15 protein-coding genes are annotated in these 15,559 nt (G+C 70.5%); 10 read left to right on the plus strand and 5 right to left on the minus strand.

What is annotated here, in order from left to right; translation table 11 throughout:
* Window positions 1-21: 21 nt before the first annotated feature.
* Together QK288_RS06995 and QK288_RS07000 are read left to right on the plus strand one after the other, a co-directional pair.
* A complete protein-coding gene (locus QK288_RS06995; protein WP_281267087.1) occupies window positions 22-999 on the plus strand; it encodes a ribose-phosphate diphosphokinase in 978 nt (325 codons plus the stop codon).
* On the plus strand, window positions 999-1,775 hold the full coding sequence (locus QK288_RS07000; protein ID WP_281267671.1) for a putative protein N(5)-glutamine methyltransferase: 777 nt from the start codon (window positions 999-1,001) through the stop codon (window positions 1,773-1,775). Before QK288_RS06995 ends, QK288_RS07000 begins: the two co-directional genes overlap by 1 nt.
* A gap of 49 nt (window positions 1,776-1,824) precedes the next feature.
* On the opposite strand, the gene QK288_RS07005 is transcribed toward QK288_RS07000, so the two are convergent.
* Window positions 1,825-3,390, minus strand: a complete 1,566-nt coding sequence (locus QK288_RS07005; protein ID WP_348639040.1) for a molybdopterin-dependent oxidoreductase — start codon at window positions 3,388-3,390, stop codon at window positions 1,825-1,827.
* Between the two features lie 159 nt (window positions 3,391-3,549).
* Between QK288_RS07005 and QK288_RS07010 the strand changes: the two genes are divergently transcribed.
* Window positions 3,550-4,182 (plus strand): hypothetical protein, encoded by a 633-nt coding sequence (locus tag QK288_RS07010; protein ID WP_281267088.1) that lies wholly within the window; start codon window positions 3,550-3,552, stop codon window positions 4,180-4,182.
* A gap of 269 nt (window positions 4,183-4,451) precedes the next feature.
* Here the strand turns inward: QK288_RS07010 and gndA are convergent, their stop codons facing one another.
* Together gndA and QK288_RS07020 are read right to left on the minus strand one after the other, a co-directional pair.
* Entirely contained in the window at window positions 4,452-5,909 is a 1,458-nt protein-coding gene (gene gndA / locus QK288_RS07015; RefSeq protein ID WP_281267089.1) for an NADP-dependent phosphogluconate dehydrogenase, read from the minus strand.
* Window positions 5,910-6,028: 119 nt separating this feature from the next.
* Window positions 6,029-6,268, minus strand: a complete 240-nt coding sequence (locus tag QK288_RS07020) for a hypothetical protein (protein ID WP_281267090.1) — start codon at window positions 6,266-6,268, stop codon at window positions 6,029-6,031.
* A 215-nt stretch (window positions 6,269-6,483) separates the two neighbouring features.
* Here QK288_RS07020 and QK288_RS07025 point away from each other — a divergent pair, with 215 nt between their 5' ends.
* From QK288_RS07025 to QK288_RS07040, 4 genes are read left to right on the plus strand one after another with little or no spacing between them, the layout of a single operon-like run.
* The gene (locus QK288_RS07025; RefSeq protein ID WP_281267091.1) at window positions 6,484-7,773 is read left to right on the plus strand and encodes a histidine kinase; all 1,290 of its coding nucleotides are present in this window, start codon (window positions 6,484-6,486) and stop codon (window positions 7,771-7,773) included.
* Window positions 7,770-8,444 (plus strand): response regulator transcription factor, encoded by a 675-nt coding sequence (locus tag QK288_RS07030; protein WP_281267092.1) that lies wholly within the window; start codon window positions 7,770-7,772, stop codon window positions 8,442-8,444. Before QK288_RS07025 ends, QK288_RS07030 begins: the two co-directional genes overlap by 4 nt.
* A 43-nt stretch (window positions 8,445-8,487) precedes the next feature.
* Window positions 8,488-8,703, plus strand: a complete 216-nt coding sequence (locus QK288_RS07035; RefSeq protein WP_281267093.1) for a hypothetical protein — start codon at window positions 8,488-8,490, stop codon at window positions 8,701-8,703.
* Between the two features lie 54 nt (window positions 8,704-8,757).
* Entirely contained in the window at window positions 8,758-9,531 is a 774-nt protein-coding gene (locus QK288_RS07040) for a sugar phosphate isomerase/epimerase family protein (protein WP_281267094.1), read from the plus strand.
* 6 nt (window positions 9,532-9,537) lie between these two features.
* Here QK288_RS07040 and uxaC read toward each other — a convergent pair whose 3' ends face one another.
* On the minus strand, window positions 9,538-10,956 hold the full coding sequence (gene uxaC, locus QK288_RS07045) for a glucuronate isomerase (protein ID WP_281267095.1): 1,419 nt from the start codon (window positions 10,954-10,956) through the stop codon (window positions 9,538-9,540).
* Entirely contained in the window at window positions 10,956-12,041 is a 1,086-nt protein-coding gene (locus QK288_RS07050; protein WP_281267096.1) for a LacI family DNA-binding transcriptional regulator, read from the minus strand. Before QK288_RS07050 ends, uxaC begins: the two co-directional genes overlap by 1 nt.
* A gap of 163 nt (window positions 12,042-12,204) precedes the next feature.
* On the opposite strand from QK288_RS07050, the gene QK288_RS07055 reads away from it, so the two are divergent.
* From QK288_RS07055 to QK288_RS07065, 3 genes are read left to right on the plus strand one after another with little or no spacing between them, the layout of a single operon-like run.
* Entirely contained in the window at window positions 12,205-13,545 is a 1,341-nt protein-coding gene (locus tag QK288_RS07055) for an extracellular solute-binding protein (protein ID WP_281267097.1), read from the plus strand.
* Window positions 13,545-14,531 carry a sugar ABC transporter permease gene (locus QK288_RS07060; protein WP_281267098.1) on the plus strand — a complete coding sequence of 329 codons (987 nt, stop codon included), beginning with the start codon at window positions 13,545-13,547 and terminating at the stop codon, window positions 14,529-14,531. Before QK288_RS07055 ends, QK288_RS07060 begins: the two co-directional genes overlap by 1 nt.
* A complete protein-coding gene (locus QK288_RS07065; RefSeq protein ID WP_281267099.1) occupies window positions 14,528-15,478 on the plus strand; it encodes a carbohydrate ABC transporter permease in 951 nt (316 codons plus the stop codon). The genes QK288_RS07060 and QK288_RS07065 overlap by 4 nt, the downstream gene beginning before the upstream one ends.
* The last annotated feature ends 81 nt before the right edge of the window (window positions 15,479-15,559 follow it).

Genomic DNA, 15,559 nt, shown 5'->3' on the forward strand with positions numbered 1-15,559 from the left:
GTCAGGGAGTGAGCACGGCACTTGTCCGGAATCAAGGCAACCGGCCAGAAACGACTCGTCCTCGTCTCGGGACGAGCACACCCGGAGCTCTCGGCGGAGATCGCGGAAGAACTCGGCGTCGATCTGGTCCCCACCGATGCCCGCACCTTCGCCAACGGTGAGCTGTACGTCCGCTTCGACGAGTCCGTCCGCGGCTGCGACGCCTTCGTCATCCAGTCGCACACCGCACCCATCAACGAGTGGCTCATGGAGCAGCTCATCATCGTCGACGCGCTGAAGCGTGCCTCGGCGAAGCGCATCACGGTCGTCGCGCCGTTCTACCCGTACGCCCGCCAGGACAAGAAGGGCCGTGGCCGCGAGCCGATCTCGGCCCGACTCGTCGCCGACCTGTTCAAGGCCGCGGGCGCGCACCGCATCATGAGCGTCGACCTGCACGCCGCGCAGATCCAGGGCTTCTTCGACGGACCCGTCGACCACCTGTTCGCGATGCCGGTGCTGCTCGAGCGCTTCAAGGAGATCCTCGACCCGTCGACGCTGACGGTCGTCTCGCCGGACATGGGCCGCGTACGCGTCGCCGACATCTGGTCCGAGAAGCTCGGCGCCCCGCTCGCCATCATCCACAAGCGCCGCGACCCGCTCGTCCCGAACCAGGTCACCGTGCACGAGATCGTCGGTGACGTCTCCGGCCGCTGGTGCCTGCTCGTCGACGACCTCATCGACACCGGTCGGACGATCGCGAAGGCCGCAGAGGCGCTCAAGGCCGCGGGGGCGATCGGCGTCGTCGTCGCCGCGACCCACGCCGTGTTCTCGGACCCGGCGACCGAACTCCTGCAGAGCGAGTTCATCGACCGCGTCGTCGTGACGGACACGCTGCCCGTCCCGGTGGAGAAGCGCTGGGACCGCCTCGAGATCCTGCCGATCGCGCCGCTGCTCGCCCGTGCCATCCACGAGGTCTTCGACGACGGGTCGGTCACCTCGATGTTCGACGGAGCCGCCTGATCCACCCCGCGCGGGACGCCCTCGCCGCTCGGCTCCGGGCGGCGGGGAGCGTCTTCGCCGAGGACGAAGCCGACCTGCTGCTCGACGCCGGAGACGGTGACGCCGCCCGACTCCGGACGCTCGTGCAGCGTCGGCTCGCCGGAGAGCCGCTCGAGTACGTCCTCGGCTGGGCTGCGTTCGACGGGCACCGGATCCGGGTGACCCCCGGTGTGTTCGTGCCCCGCGCCCGGACCACCGTCGTCGTCTCACAGGCCGCTGCGCTGCTGCACCGCTACGACCGCGTGGTCGACCTGTGCTGTGGCGCCGGAGCCATCGGTGTCGCGCTGCTCGAACGGGTCGGTGCGCTCGACCTCGTCGCGTCGGACATCGACCCGGATGCCATCGACGTCGCGGCGGAGAACATCGGCGACCGCGGCATCGTCGTCGCCGGGGACCTGTTCGACGCCCTGCCCGGCCGGTTCCGCGGGGCGGTCGACGTCATCGCGGTGAACGCGCCGTACGTCCCGACCGACGTCATCGCGACCATGCCGTCCGAGGCCCGGGACCACGAGCACCGCGTGGCGCTCGACGGCGGTCCGGACGGCCTGGACCTGCACCGCCGGATCGCTGCGGGGGCGGGGGAGTGGCTGCGTCCCGGCGGCACCGTCGTCATCGAGGTGTCGGAGCTGCAGTCCGCCGCGTCAGCGGCGGCCTTCGCCGACGCCGGGTTCGCGACGCGAATCGAGCGGGACGATGCGGTGGACGGGACCTGCGTGGTGGCGAGCCGGCCCGCCTGACGCGCACCGAGCCTCCCGGCCGATGCGGTCCGGACCGTGCGGTGCCCGGTCAGCGCGCGGTCAGCGTGATCGAGTCCCAGCCCGTCGCCCCGTTCGGGGCCGGCGGCCGCTGGACGCTCGTCTGCACCTCGCCGTCCGCGCTGACGGCGCGGATCTGCACCCGGTGGTCCCCGGCGGTCGCGGTCCAGCGGTAGACCCACTGCCGCCACGTGTCGGCGGACACCGAGTCGGCGAGCTCGGCGTCCTGCCAGCCGCCGTCGCCGATCTGCACCTGCACGGCCTTGACCCCGGTGTGCGGCTGCCACGCGACGCCGGCGATCGCGACGCGGTCGCCGACCGTGACGGTGCTGCCGTTCGCGGGCGTGTCGATCCGGGACTCGAGCTTGACCGGTCCGCGCTCCGACCACCCGCGGGGCGTCCAGTAGCCCTGCGCGTCGGCGAACCGGGTCACCTCCATCTCGACGACCCACTTCGTCGCGGACACGTACCCGAAGAGGCCCGGGACCACCATCCGGACCGGGAACCCGTGTTCGGCGGGCAGCGGCTCGCCGTTCATCCCGACCGCGAGCAGTGCGTCCGTGCCGTCGTCCTGCAGGACGTCGAGCGGGGTGCCGGCGGTGAACCCGTCGATGCTCCGGGAGAGCACCATGTCCGCGTCACCGGTCGGCTTCGCACGGGCGAGCAGCTCGCGGATCGGGTACCCGAGCCACAGGGCGTTGCCGATGAGGTCGCCGCCGACCTCGTTCGAGACACAGCTCATCGTCGCCATGTGCTCCTCCAGCGGCAGTGCGAGCAGCTCGTCCCACGTCAGGGTCACCTCTTCCTCGACGGCGCCGTGGATGCGGAGGCTCCAGTCGGCGGGGTCGATCGAGGGCACGCGGAGCGCGGTGTCGATCCGGTAGAAGTCGGCGTTGGGTGTGACGTAGGGCGTGATCCCCGCGACGTCGAGCGAGGCGCCAGACGGCACCGTCGGCGGTGTGTTCACCGGAGCGGGCAGGTGCACCGCACGCCGGATCGCTGCGGCCCGCTGCATTGCTGCGGAACCGATCCGCGCACCGGTCCCGACGACGAGGGCGAGGGCCCCGGCCGTGACCGACCAGACGATGAACGTCCGGCGTTCTGGGAGGGGCGCCTCGGAGCGGGTGGGTGTCGCTGCGGCGAACTCCCACCGCCGGAGCCGGGCCATCACGAGCCGGAGGACGATCACCGCGGCGGCCACACCGAGCACGGTCGGCGCGCCGTCCCACATGCCGGAGCCCGACCGGGTCGTCACCGCCAGCAGCGACAGGGCGCCGCCGGCCGCGAACACGAGCGCTCCGAACGGCGGACGCGCGCGTTCGAGGATGCCCGCCGCAGCCGAGATCGCGACCATCAGCACGCCCATCAGCGCGAAGAGCGCGATCTTGTCGCCGGTGCCGAACAGGCTGACCATGAGGTCTTTCGCACCGGCCGGCGCGAGGTCGATGACCGCGGAGCCCACCGCCACGAGGGGACTGCCGGCTCCGCCGAGCACGAGGGCGCCGAGTTCGGCGGCGCCGAGGAAGGCGAGCGCGGCGACGACGCCGACGGCCGCGGCCAGCAGTCGCGGCCGCATCGGGGATCGGCTGGTGGGCACGACCCGATGCTAGGTCCGCCGGGCTGTGAACGGGCAGGACCGACGAGGTTGCCGTGCGTTCAGCGTCCTCCGGTGGGGTTCCCCGCGCTGCCGTGCGAGGATCGACACGTGCTGAGCCGACCCGACCGCGTCCCGCGGAACGGACGTGCCCGCCGGCCCATGACACCCGGCCAGCGCCTCGCGGCCGTCCGCTGGGTCATCGTCGCCGTCTGGGCCGCGTTGCTCGTCGCGCGGATCATCGTCGTCGCTCGGAGCCCGGAAGCCGACCTCACCGCGTTCGGCATCGCCGAGATCGCGGTCATCGTCTTCGGGGTCGGGGTGATCCTGGCGGGAGTGCTCAGGATGCAGGGGCTCCGGCGTCGGCGCGAGGACGAGTCGCTCGCACTCGCGATCCGTCGCATCGACCCCACCGTGTGGCTCGTGCCGGCGGCTCCCACCGCCGAACTCCGTGCGATGGTCGAGGGCGATCGGTCCGAGATCACCCTCGGGTCACGTGTGACGTGGGCCTTCGGTGCGACCGAGGCGTCGCTGTGGGAACTCGACGAGCGACGTGCGACCCGGCTGCTCGTGATCCGCTGGAGCCGGGTGATGCACGTCGGGCTCGAGGACGTGCCGGCACCGGGCGACCGCGGCGCCTGCGCCGTCGCGATGCACTACGTCCGACCGGACGACACGATCGCGGTCGCGACGTTCCACGTCCGGACGGCACCCGGGTCGCGGCGGTTGCTCGGGCGCGGGCCGAAGCTCGAGCGGCTGCTCGCGGAGCTGGCGCGGGAGCGCATCGTCGCCTGAGCGGTCGGGCGGGCCGGGCGTTGTGCTGCGGCTGCTGGCGATTCGTGCGCGGCTGCCGACGGTTCGTTCCGCGAAAGCGACACCGTGCTGCGGCTGCTGGCCGTTCGCTCCGCGAAAGCGACACCCTGCCGCGGAAAGTTCGGCGCAAACTGTCGCTTTCGCGCCCCGCGCCCCGCGCCCCGCGCCCCGCGCGCTGCGCCCGCGTCCGGCCCATGCACGCACGAACGGGCCCCGCCGTGTGGCGAGGCCCGTTCGGTGTCCGGTGCTGATCAGTGCGTGGAGGGTTCCTGTTCGACCTCGCGACGGTCGTCGTCGGACCACAGCGTGTGGAACGTGCCGTCCTTGTCGATGCGCTGGTAGGTGTGCGCCCCGAAGAAGTCGCGCTGTCCCTGGATGAGCGCGGCGGGCAGGCGGTCGGACGCGAGCGAGTCGAAGTACGACAGCGCCGACGAGAAGCCCGGCGCCGGGATCCCCGATGCGGCAGCGATCCCGACGATGCGGCGCCAGGCGGCTTCGCCCTCCTGCACGGCGTTCGCGAAGTACGGGTCGACGAGCAGCGACTCGAGGGAGGGGTTCTTGTCGTACGCCTCGACGATGCGGTTGAGGAACTGGGCGCGGATGATGCAGCCACCCCGCCAGATCTTCGCGACGTTGCCGAGGTCGATGTCCCAGCCGTACTCCTTGGCACCGGCGATGATGAGGTCGAAGCCCTGCGCGTACGCGACGACCTTCGACGCGTACAGCGCTGCGCGCACGTCGTCGGCGAACGTGTCAGGCACCTCGGCGATGTCCGGCCGGGACGTCACGGAGGCCTGGACCGCCGCACGCTGCGCCGGCTTCGACGACACCGCGCGGGCGAACACCGCTTCGCCGATGCCGGAGACGGGGATCCCGAGCCCGACGGCGTTCTGCACGGTCCAGACGCCGGTGCCCTTCGAGCCCGCTTCGTCACGGATGACGTCGACGAGCGGCTTGCCGGTGTCGGCGTCGCGCTGCTTGAGGATCTCACCGGTGATCTCGATCAGGTACGACTCGAGGTCGCCCTTGTTCCACTCGTCGAACACCTGCATGAGGTCCTCGACCGACAGGCCACCGGCGCGGCGGAGCAGGTCGTAGGACTCGGCGATCAGCTGCATGTCGGCGTACTCGATGCCGTTGTGCACCATCTTCACGAAGTGTCCGGCGCCGTCCGTGCCGATGTGCGTCACGCAGGGCTCGCCCTCGGCGACGGCGGCGATCGACTTCAGGATCGGGCCGAGCGTCTCCCAGGCCTCCTTCGAACCGCCGGGCATGATCGACGGGCCCTTCAGCGCGCCCTCTTCGCCGCCCGAGATGCCCGTGCCGACGAAGTTGAGGTCCTTCTCGCGGAGGTCGTGCTCGCGGCGGATGGTGTCGTGGAAGTTCGCGTTGCCGCCGTCGACGATGATGTCACCGGGCTCGAGGCGCTCGGCGAGCTGTTCGATGACCGCGTCGGTGCCCTTGCCGGCCTGCACCATGATGATCGCGGTACGCGGCTTCGAGAGCGACGCGACGAAGTCGTCGATCGACTCGGAGGCGATGAAGCCGGCGTCGCCGTGCTCCTTCAGGAGCTCTTCGGTGCGGGCGTAGGTGCGGTTGTAGACCGCGACGGTGTTCCCTTCGCGCGAAGCGAGGTTGCGCGCGAGGTTCGATCCCATGACCGCGAGGCCGATGACACCGATGTTGGCCTGTGCGTTGCTGTCTGCCACGTGAGTCTCCTTTGTCCTGACGTTCCGGCCCCAACTTACGGACCGGGACCTGGGACCGCACGGGTGTTACGGCAACCTGTGAACAGTGTTCACCGGCACCCGTGCGGTGGAGGAGCTCGCTACTTCCGGCTCAGCTCGGAGAGGCGTGCGCGGTACTCCTCAGCGCCGATCTCGCCGCGGGCGAACCGGTCGGCGAGCACCGACCGCGCGTCCGAGAGTGCTCGCCAGCTCCCGCGCCGGAACACCCCGAACACCAGGAAGACGACGAGGAACGCGAGGAAGAAGAACGCCGGGAAGACGAAGAACGGGAATCCGCCGCCGTGCCAGTACGGTGCGGCCGTCGCGAGGGTGGTGAGCATGGGGACCTCCTGGGTCGATTGCGGTGCCGCAGTTGCGACCCTCCAAGGCTCCGGTCGGGAGGCTCGTCACGCGTCCATCCAGCAGCCCCACTTCCGCCTGCTCCCGCAGTCGTAGTGCACCCCCTCCTCACCAGCCGACTACTCCCGGGGGAGTAGTCCACAGGTCCCGCTCCCGCGGGATGCCCGGCTCGGCGACCGACCATAGGCTCGACCACATGACCTCCGATCTCCGCGACGCCGACACCCGCTGGCCGGGTCGACGACGCTTCGCGCGGGTCGGCCGGGTGATCCCGGTCGCCGTCGTGCAGATCGTGGGCACCCTCGTGGCCTCCCGGTGGTCGGGCGGTCCCGCGGACGGGACCGGCCCGCCATGGGCCCGGCACAGCGCAGGGGGCGCGGCGTTCGACCCGATCGTCCTCGGGCCGCTCGCGGTGGCGCTGCTCGTCGCCGGCGTCGTGGCGCTGCCGTTCCGGTACCGCTGGCCGCTGTCGGTCCTGACGGTCACCCTCGCCACCACGATCGGGTACGCCCTCGTCGTGAGCCCGAGGGGCCCGTTCGTCGCGGCGCTGACGATGGCGATCGCGAACGCGTGGTTCCGCGGCAACCGGGTCCCGGTCTACCTCGCGGCCGGCATCGCGCAGGTCGTGCTGCCCACGGCCGACACGCTCACCGGTCGTGCGTCGTTCCCGACGGTGACGACGATGACGCTGTGCCTCGCGTGGCTCACCGCGACGATCGCGATCACCGAACTCGTGCGCGTCCGTGTCGCCCGCGTGGCAGAAGCCCGCCGTGCCCGAGCAGCCGCGGACCGGGCCCGGGCGGACGACGAACGCGTGCGGATCGCCCGGGAGCTCCACGACTCCGTGGCGCACAGCATGTCGCTCATCAACCTCCAGGCCGGTGTGGCGCTGCACCTCGGGAACGCGCTCCCGGAACAGACCAGGGACTCGCTGACGAACATCCGCGACTCCAGCAGGCAGGCCCTCGTCGAGCTCAGGACGATCCTCGGTGTGCTGCGCTCGGTCGACGGGGAACCTGGGAGCTCCGAGCGGAACCCGACGCCGGGGCTCGATCGGGTCCCCGACCTCGTCGAGCGCGCTCGTGCGGCCGGGATCGACGTCGGCCTCGACGTCCGCGGTGATCTCGGCAGCGTCGGTGGGATCGTCGACCGCAACGCGTTCCGGATCGTGCAGGAGTCGGTGACCAACGTCATGAAACACGTCCCGGAGCACACCGCGCGCGTGCTCGTCGAGGTCGGCGCCGAGCTCGTCGAGGTCACCGTGTCCGACGTCCCCGGCGCTCCCGACGCCCACCTCGGCGCGCGGGCGACGAACGGCGGCGTCGGGCACTCCGGCAACGGCATCATCGGGATGCGGGAGCGAGCGACCGCTGTCGGCGGCACCCTCCGTGCCGGGCCGACGCCCGAGGGCGGGTGGACGGTGTTCGCGCGCTTGCCGGTCGGCGATCGGCCGTCCGACATCGACCAGTCAGGAGAGACACCGTGACCGATGCGATCCGGGTGGTGCTCGTCGATGACCAGGTCCTGGTGCGGGCGGGGCTCCGCGCGCTCGTGGACGCCGAGCCGGGCATGACCGTCGTCGGGGAAGCGGGCGACGGCGACAGCGCGGTCGAGGTCGTCTCACATGAGCGGCCCGACGTCGTCCTCATGGACATCCGGATGCCGGGCAGCGACGGGCTCGACGCCACCAGACGCATCTGCGCCGATGCTGCGCTCGCCGACGTGCACGTCGTGATCCTCACCACCTTCGAAGAGGACGACTACGTGTTCGACGCGATCCGTGGCGGCGCGGCCGGGTTCCTCGTCAAGGACACCGAACCCGCCGAGCTTCTGCGCGCGATCCGTACCGTCGTGGCGGGGGAGTCGTTGCTCTCGCCGCGAGCCACACGCTCCCTGGTCGAGGCGTTCGCGACCCATGCGAAACCCAGCTCCCTGTCCCCGGAGCTCGACGTCCTGACCGACCGTGAACGCGAGGTGATGCGCCTCGTCGCCACGGGGTGCACGAACACCGAGATCGGCGAGCGGCTGTTCGTGAGCTCCGCCACCGCGAAGACCCACGTCTCCCGGGCGATGATCAAGCTCGGTGCCCGCGACCGTGCGCAGCTCGTCGTCTTCGCCTACGAGACCGGCCTCGCGACCCCGGGCTGGCAGGCCTGATGCTCCTCACCCGCACATCGCCCGTCGCACGGTCGGCCCCGACGTGCTCGTGCGGGATCCCGGGCTGCTCGAAGCCGCACTGACCCGCGCCGCGACGACCATCGACGGTCGTGATGCCTGCCCGACCCTCGTCTTCCTGGGTGTGAACGGTCGGACCCTCACGATGTCCGACGAGTTCATCGTGGCGATCACCGAAGGACGGCTCGACGACGTCGGCCCGATCGCCGCGGAACTCGTGGACCACGCGGCGGAGCGCTGACGGCAACGGATGGCAACTCCCGGCACCGCGCCGTTCCGGGAGCAGGATGGACGCATGGCCTTCAGTGGGATCGGCATCGTCGCCGGCGAACACCTGACCGATGCGGTACGGCGAGCGGGGGCAGACCACGTCGAGCCGTCCATCAGCGGCAACCTCGTCGTCCAGGGCGACGACGGGTGGCACCGCAACGAGGCGTACGCCGGGGAGCGCTTCGGGTCGTTCGCGCTCTTCGTGCCACCGGACCTGCCGCTCCTCACGGGTGAACCCGCGGTCGTCGACGGGTACTTCCAGACGGTGCTGCCGGTCATCGCCTCGGTCGCCGAACCCGGCGCGAAGATCGTGTTCGGCTCGGGCACGGCTCGGACCGCGCCGGAGGGGATGTCGGACGCCGATGCGCGCGCTCGGTTCGCACGCGTCGTCGGGGTCGCGCGTGACACCGCACGCGAGCACGATCTCCGCATCGTCCTGGAACCCCTGAACCGGTCCGAGACGAACCTGATCCACACCATCGACGAGGCGGTCCGGTTCCTCGACGAGTTCACCCTCGACGAGGTGGGCGTGGTGGCCGACCTGTTCCACGTGCAGGCGGAGTCCGAGTCGTTCGACGTCGTCCGCGCGCACGGCAACCGCATCGGACACGTCCACCTCTCCGACCGCGACCGCGAGGCACCCGGTACCGGGGACTGGCCGTGGCGGGAGTTCCTCGGAGCAGTGCAGGACGGCGGCTACCGCGGCTCGGTGTCACTCGAGTGTCACTGGCCCGACGACGCCGAGCCCGCGATGACGACTGCGCTCGCCGAGGTCCGGGCGGCCGTCGTCGCGGGCTGAGGCGGCTCAGAGCTTGAACGTGGCCTTCGGGATGTCGGACACGATCCGGCGGGCGGTGTGGACGGCGTCCTCCTCCGAGATCTGGTGCGTGACGACGAGTGACGCCAGGTACGCGGCGTCGGCACGACGGGCCATGTCGTGCCGCGCGGGGATGGAGCAGTACGCCCGGGTGTCGTCGATGAACCCGGAGGTCTTCGTGAACGACGCCGAATCGGTGATCGCTGAGCGGTACCGACCGATCGCGGCCGGGGTGTCGATGAACCACCACGGCGCGCCGGCGTAGACCGCGGGGTAGAAGCCGGCGAGCGGCCCGATCTCACGGGAGAACACGGTCTCGTCGACGGTGAACAGCACGAGGTGGAACCCCGCTGCGGTGCCGAAGGACTCGAGCAGGGGCCGGAGCGGTTCGGTGAACGAGCCGACCGCCGGGAGGTCGTGCCCGGTGTCCGGTCCGAACCGCTCGAGCGTCGGCGTGTGGTGGTTCCGGATCACGCCGGGGTGGAGCTGCATGACGAGCCCGTCATCGACGCTCATCTCCGCCCAGCGGTAGAGCATGTCGTGCCGGTACGCGATCGCATCCGCGGCGGACACGTCCCCGCGGAGCGCCGCGGCGTGGATGCGCTCGCGTTCCGAGGCGGACAGCGGCGTCGATCCTGCGTCCAGCACCCCGGTGTCGGTGGCCGTCGCGCCGTGGTCGATGAAGTACTGGCGACGCGCGCGCAGTGCTGCCAGCAGCCCGTCGTGGGTTCCCGTGTCGATCCCGGCGGCCTCGCCGATCGACGCGACCACGAGCCTCCAGTCCGACCGGGACGGGTCGAAGACGGCGTCGGCACGGAACGTCGGGACCACCCGGCCGTGGAAGGTCGGGTCGGCGGCGAGCCGCGCGTGCGCGGCGAGGTCGTCGGCCGGGCCGTCGGTGGTGGCGAGCACCTCGATGCCGAACGAGTCGAACAGGGCGCGGGGGCGGAAGCCCGGCTCGAGCAACGCCGACGCGATGTGGTCGTACTGTGCGTCGGCGTTCGCGGTCGACGGCGCCTCGGTCAGCCCGAAGACGTCGTGCAGCTCGGTCTCGAACCAGTAGCGGACCGGGGTGCCGAGGAAGTCGTCCCAGTGCGTTGCCAACTGGCGCCAGATGTCCCGACCGGCCGGCGTGTGTGCGGGGTCCCTGCCGAGCGCGGACAGGTCGACCCCGTTCGCGTGCAGCAGTCGGAGGACGTAGTGGTCCGGCGTGATGAGGAGCGCTGCCGGGTCCGGGAACGGCTCGTCGGCGGCGATCATCGACGCGTCGACGTGGCCGTGCGGGGAGATGATCGGCGCGTCCTTGACGGCGTCGTAGACCGTGCGTGCCACTGCGGTGGCTGCCGGGTCGGCGGGGAACAGCCGGTCGGGGTGCGGCGCGAGCGTGGGCAGGGCGGCAGTGGTCATCATCGACTCCTTCGCGAGGACGGCGCAGACCGCGCGGACTGCGCGGGCTGCGGGGACGGTGTGGTCGGCGCGGGCCCGGTGGACTCGCGGACGGTCAGGTGGGTGGGCAGCGCGACGGCACCGCGCATGCGCTCGCCGGGGAGCTCCTCGGACGGGATCGCGCCGAGGCGCCCGAGCAGCATCGTGATCGCGACGCGGCCGGCACGTTCGATGGGCGAGGTCATCGTGGTGAGCGGCGGGTTGCAGAAGTCGGCGCCGAAGATGTCGTCGCAACCGACGATGCTCATGTCCTCGGGGACGCGGACGCCGCGTTCCCGGAGGCGACCGAGCATGCCGATGGCGATGAGGTCGTTGAAGGCGATGCACGCGGTGGCACCGGCGTTGACCGCGGCGTCGGCCGCGGCTGCGCCGGAGTCCACGAACGGCGCGTGCGGACCGATGCGGGCGACGCGGACGTCGAGCCGCTTCGCGACGCGGACGAGCGCCCTCCAGCGACGTTCGTTCGACCACGAACTGTCCGGACCGGCGACGTAGAGGACGTCGCGGTGTCCGAGCGAGGCGAGGTGCTGCACGGCCTGCTCGACGCCGCCCGGGGTGTCGATGAGCACGGAGGGGACGCCGTTCGGACGGCGGTTGACGACGACGAGCGGGAAGCGTTCGGCGTAGCGGGCGATCTGCGTGTCGGACAGTCGCGACGCGGTGAGGACCACGCCGTCGGCCTTGGCGGAGATGGCGCTCAGCGCGGCCATCTCGGCGTCGGCCGACTCCTCGGTGTCGACGAGCAACTGCGTCCACCCCGCTGCGGCGAGCTGGTGCTGCGTGCCACGGATGACGTCGAAGTAGAAGGGGTTCGTGATGTCGGACACCAGGACGGCGACCGCGCGGGTCCGGCCGGACGTCAGTGCCCTGGCCTGCGAGTTCGGGACGTAGCCGAGCTCCCGCGCGGCCTGCTGGATGCGTTGCTGCGTCGCGCGGTTGACGCGGTCTGGCAGGGACAGCGCGCGGGAGACGGTGGACGGGGCGACCCCGGTGGCGTCCGCCACGTCACGGATCGTGACCCGGCGCGACGTGTCGATCTCGGTCACGCAACCTCCAACGGTGAACCCGGTGCGACGGTGCATCGGTGACCCGAAGCTATTCGGGTCTGGCAACAAGTGGCAACCGGTTGCCGGATGTTGCCACCAGCGAGACAGTGGTGGACGTCCCGAGCAGCGCCGCTCGGGAGGAGGTCTCGAGGAGGAAACCCCCATGAAGCGACGGACCCTGATCGGTTCCGCGGTCGTGGTCGCCCTCGCCGCACTGTCCCTGCAGGGGTGTGCGGTCGTGAACGGCAGCGGCGACGACCCGAACACCCTCCGCGTGATGATGGGCGCGGACACCACCTACCCCAAGGAACGCAAGCAGTGGCAGCAGGACACCGCCGCTGCGTTCAAGCGGACGACGGGCGCGGACATCCAGTGGGAGACGTACTCGTCCGCACAGGAAGAGCTCACCGCGATCCAGACGAGCGTCATCTCCGGCCAGGGCCCCGACGTGTACGCCATCGGCACGACGTTCACCCCCACCGCGTACGCCACCGGCGCGTTCGTCGAGATGGGCGAGAAGCAGTGGGACGCCGTCGGCGGCAAGGACCGGTTCGACCCGGCGTCCCTCGGCATCTCCGGACCGAGCGCCTCGAAGCAGATCGGCATCCCGCTCGCCAGCCGCCCGTTCGTGATGGCCGTCAACAAGGACCTCCTCGCGCAGGCCGGCATCACGGAGATGCCGACCACCTGGGACCAGCTCACCGAGGACGCCAAGGCCACCACCGGTGACGGGCACTACGGCATGGCGGTCGCGTACGCGGACGGCTTCGACCCGTGGAAGTTCGTGTGGGGGATGGCCCAGAACGCCGGCAACACGATCGTCGACGGGCAGAAGGCCGAGATCGACACCAAGGCCGTGCAGGACGCCTACCGCACCTACTTCGACTGGGTGACGAAGGACGGCGTCGTCGACAAGGCGGGGATCGGCTGGAACAACGCCCAGGCCCTCGCGCAGTTCGCCGACGGCAAGGCCGCGTTCTTCCCGATGACCACGACCACCGCGATCAACTCGTTCAAGAACACGAAGGTCGACGGCAAGTACGAGTTCGCGCTGCTGCCGACCGTGCCGCCGGGAGCGACCGAGCGTCCCGCAGACGGGATCGACGCCGCGAGCATCCTCTCCGGTGACAACTTCGTCGTCGCCGACTACGGCAAGAAGCAGGACCTGTCGTTCCAGTTCGTCAAGCAGACAACTTCGAAGCAGGCCCAGCTCGAGTACTACCGGCTGTTCGGCCAGCTGCCGACGAACGCCGCCGCCGCGGCCGAGCTCGCCGCGCAGGAACCCACCCTGAAACCGATCATCGACGCCGGGAAGCTCTCGAAGCCCACCGCCTTCACCGGCGCGTGGTCGGACATCCAGCTGTCGCTCGTCGACGTCGTCGTGCAGTCCATCCCGTCGCTGAAGAGCGGCGAGGTCACCGACGACCAGCTCCGGAAGCGCCTGCAGGACGCGCAGAAGGACGCCCAGTCCACGTTGAACCGTCAGAAGAACGGAGGTCTGTGATGACCGCCACACAGACCAGGCCGCCCGCGGCGACGGACCGACCGGTCCGCCCGCACGGCAAGACGCCGCTGTACAAGAAGGAACGTCCGCTCTGGATGCTCCTCCCCGGCGGCGTCCTCATGCTCGCCGTCATCGTGGTACCGCTCCTGGTGGGCGTCTTCATCGCGATGCTCGACCTCGACCAGTACACGCTCCGCCAGTGGTTCAGCGCCCCGTTCGTCGGGTTCGCGAACTTCGCCGAGGCGATCACCGACTCGCCGCTCCTGCACTCGATCTGGATCTCGGCGTCCCTTGCGGTGCTCGTGACCGCCGTGACCGTGCCGATCGGGGTCGCTGCGGCGATCTCCACGCAGAACCGGTTCCCCGGCCGCGGCCTCGTCCGCTCGATCTACCTGATCCCGTACGTGCTGCCCGCGTTCGTCGTCGGCACCTTCTTCCGGACGATGCTGCAGCCACAGGGCGTCGTGAACGCGATCTTCCACACCGACGTCCTCTGGCTCAACGGATCGGCGTCCTACTGGGCCCTCGCCGCGGTCATGGTCTGGACGTCGTGGCCGTTCGTGTACCTGCTCAGCCTGGCGGGCCTCCAGGCGGTGGACCTCGAGGTCCATGAAGCCGCGTCGCTCGACGGGGCGACCTGGTGGATCAAGCTGCGCTACGTGATCTTCCCGTACCTCCGTGGGCCGCTCAGCCTCGCGGTCATCATCGCGATCCTGCACAACATCAACAACTTCACGTTGCCGTTCGTCCTGTTCGGCATCCCGCTGCCCTCGAGCGTCGAGGTCATGCCGGTCCTGACGTACATCGCGAGCTTCCAGTCGTTCCGTTTCGGGCTCTCCGCGGCGATGGCGATCTGCTCGCTGGTGATCGTCGCCATCCCGTTGTTCGTCTACCTGCGGGCGGTCCAGCTCGACACCGGTGACGACGCCCGTCCCAGCCGCGGGCAGCGCAGGCTGCAGCGCCAGCAGACAGGAGCAGCAGCATGAGCGCGTTCACGTCCAGCCGGACCCGCCCGACCGCGACGCTCACCGAGAGCATCACCTCGCAGGGCGGCGCGAAGCGCCACAAGCGCCCGTACGACACCGACGTCACGCGGCTGCTCCCTCGGTGGCTGCTGATCACCGTGATCGCCGTCATCATCGCGTTCATCGCCGTCCCGGTGCTCTACATCCTCTTCGGGTCGGTGAACTCGGACGTCGCGGTCGCTCGCGGCGAGTACTTCCCGACCGAGTTCACCCTGGCGAACTACGTCAACATCTGGTCCACCGTCGCCCTCGGCACCGGCCTGCTCAACAGCATCCTGACTGCTGGGGCCGTCGCCGTCGCGAGTGCCGCGCTGGCCGTGTCCACCGCCTACGTGCTCGTCCGGTTCCGGTTCCTCGGACGCCTGACGTTCCTCCGCGGTCTACTCGCGCTGCAGTCGATCCCGGGCACGCTCCTGCTCCTGCCGGTGTTCGTGGTGTTCTCGAACATCGCGAGCGCCACGGGTGTGCAGATCATCGGCACGCGGTGGGGCCTGTTCGTCACGTACCTGACGTTCGCGCTGCCGTTCTCGACGTGGGTGATGGTGACGTACCTCCGCGGGCTGCCGAAGGAACTCGAGGAAGCCGCCCGCATCGACGGTGCCTCGTCGACGAAGATCCTCACGAAGATCGTGCTGCCGCTGTCGTGGCCCGGCATCGTCGTGTCCGCGATCTTCGCCTTCCTGCTCGGCTGGAACGACGTCCTGTTCTCCACGATCATGACGACCCCGAACACCCGCACCGTCGCCGTCGTGCTGCAGGTGCTCGGCACCGCGCAAGAGGGCGGGGCCGTCCCGATCTACGGCCAGATGATGGCCGCCTCGATCGTGTGCGCCGCACCCGTGGTCGCGCTCTACCTGATCTTCCAGCGCTACTTGGTCGGCGGTCTGACTGCCGGCTCCGTCAAGTAGCACCAGTTGTCCACAGATCGGACTGGAGGCCCGGCGCGCGTCCGCCCCGTCGGTCACCCTGGTCTTCATGAAGGGAACGAA

The sequence above is a fragment of the Curtobacterium sp. 9128 genome (assembly GCF_900086645.1).
Classification (GTDB): domain Bacteria; phylum Actinomycetota; class Actinomycetes; order Actinomycetales; family Microbacteriaceae; genus Curtobacterium.

Excerpts from the sequence above, each read along its gene's own strand:
- QK288_RS07010 (WP_281267088.1), top strand. The coding sequence starts at position 3,550 with ATGACACCCGGCCAGCGCCTCGCGGCCGTCCGCTGGGTCATCGTCGCC.
- QK288_RS07020 (WP_281267090.1), bottom strand. The coding sequence starts at position 6,268 with ATGCTCACCACCCTCGCGACGGCCGCACCGTACTGGCACGGCGGCGGA.
- QK288_RS07025 (WP_281267091.1), top strand. The coding sequence starts at position 6,484 with ATGACCTCCGATCTCCGCGACGCCGACACCCGCTGGCCGGGTCGACGA.
- QK288_RS07040 (WP_281267094.1), top strand. The coding sequence starts at position 8,758 with ATGGCCTTCAGTGGGATCGGCATCGTCGCCGGCGAACACCTGACCGAT.
- uxaC (WP_281267095.1), bottom strand. The coding sequence starts at position 10,956 with ATGACCACTGCCGCCCTGCCCACGCTCGCGCCGCACCCCGACCGGCTG.
- QK288_RS07055 (WP_281267097.1), top strand. The coding sequence starts at position 12,205 with ATGAAGCGACGGACCCTGATCGGTTCCGCGGTCGTGGTCGCCCTCGCC.
- QK288_RS07060 (WP_281267098.1), top strand. The coding sequence starts at position 13,545 with ATGACCGCCACACAGACCAGGCCGCCCGCGGCGACGGACCGACCGGTC.
- QK288_RS07065 (WP_281267099.1), top strand. The coding sequence starts at position 14,528 with ATGAGCGCGTTCACGTCCAGCCGGACCCGCCCGACCGCGACGCTCACC.